At 61.1% G+C, this 1,829-nt stretch carries 1 protein-coding gene; it reads right to left on the minus strand.

Features of this window, described 5'->3' with window-relative positions; all coding sequences use genetic code 11:
• Positions 1 to 1,829: GTP diphosphokinase (relA, locus tag D8V06_RS02790; RefSeq protein WP_130930397.1), on the minus strand; the 1,829-nt coding region annotated here is incomplete at both ends.

Here is a 1,829-nt window from a genome sequence, read left to right on the forward strand (position 1 = left end):
CCGTGTTGTCCTCCTTGTTCGAACGGGTGTTGACCGCCAGCACGTTGATCCGCTCATTGAGCAATACCTGCGAAACGTCACGCAGCAAACCGGAACGGTCGTAGGCCCGAATGACAATATCGACGGGATACGTGAGTACCGGCACCGGCCCCCAGCTGACCTGGATGATCCGCTCTGGCTCGCGTCCGCCCAATTGCAACACCGATGCGCAGTCCTGGCGGTGAATGCTGACGCCACGGCCCTGGGTGATGTAACCGACGATTGCGTCCCCTGGCAGCGGCTGGCAGCAGCCGGCCATCTGGGTCATCAGGTTGCCGACGCCCTGGATCTGAATGTCGCCGCGCTTGCCCGGCTTGTAACCGGTCGCCTTGCGCGGGATGAGTTCCAACTGTTCGTTGCCGCGTTCCGGCTCGACCAATTGCTGCGCCAGGTTGACCAACTGCGCCAGGCGCAAATCACCGGCACCAAGCGCGGCAAACAGGTCTTCGGCGGTTTTCATGTTGGCCTTCTCGGCCAGCTTGTCGAAGTCCACCGCCGGCAGACCGAGGCGATTGAGCTCGCGCTCAAGCAGGGTTTTACCGGCCGCGACGTTCTGGTCGCGGGCCTGCAGCTTGAACCAGTGAACGATCTTCGCCCGCGCCCGCGAGGTGGTGACGTAACCCAGGTTCGGGTTGAGCCAGTCACGACTCGGGGTGCCATGCTTGCTGGTGATGATCTCGACCTGCTCACCCGTTTGCAGGCTGTAGTTGAGCGGCACGATGCGCCCGTTGATCTTGGCGCCACGGCAGTTGTGACCGATTTCGGTGTGCACGCGGTAGGCAAAGTCCAGTGGCGTCGCGCCCTTCGGCAGGTCGATGGCGTGACCGTCCGGGGTGAAGATATAGACCCGGTCAGGCTCGATATCGACCCGCAACTGTTCCGCCAGGCCACCGATGTCACCCAGTTCCTCGTGCCATTCGAGCACCTGCCGCAACCAGGAAATTTTCTCTTCGTAGTGATTGGAACCGGATTTGACGTCGGTGCCCTTGTACTTCCAGTGTGCGCAAACCCCCAGCTCGGCTTCTTCGTGCATGGCGTGGGTGCGGATCTGCACTTCCAGCACCTTGCCCTCCGGACCGATCACAGCAGTGTGCAGCGAGCGGTAGCCGTTTTCCTTGGGGTTGGCGATGTAGTCGTCAAACTCTTTGGGAATGTGCCGCCACAGGGTGTGGACGATGCCGAGCGCGGTGTAGCAATCGCGCATTTCCGGCACCAGCACACGCACGGCGCGAACGTCGTAGATCTGGCTGAACTCCAGACCTTTGCGCTGCATTTTGCGCCAGATCGAGTAGATGTGTTTGGCCCGGCCACTGATGTCTGCATCGACGCCGGTGGCCTGCAATTCGTTTTTCAGCTGGCTCATCACCTCGCTGATGAAACGCTCACGATCGAGTCGCCGTTCATGCAGCAATTTGGCGATCTGTTTGTACTGATCGGGCTCAAGGTAGCGGAAGGACAAGTCCTCCAACTCCCATTTGATATGACCGATCCCCAGACGATGGGCGAGCGGCGCGTAGATGTCGAAGACTTCACGGGCCACGCGGTTGCGCTTTTCGTCGTCGGCGGTTTTTACCGCACGAATCGCGCAGGTGCGCTCGGCCAGCTTGATCAAGGCGACACGCACGTCGTCGACCATCGCCACCAGCATCTTGCGCAGGTTTTCGACCTGCCCCTGAGTGCCCATCACCATGGATTTACGCGGGCTCAGACTGTCGCTGATAGCCGCCATGCGCTGCACGCCGTCGATGAGTTTGGCGACCACCGGACCAAAGCGCTGGCTGACCGCCGGC

It is taken from the genome of Pseudomonas sp. Sample_24 (assembly GCF_004307605.1).
GTDB lineage: Bacteria > Pseudomonadota > Gammaproteobacteria > Pseudomonadales > Pseudomonadaceae > Aquipseudomonas.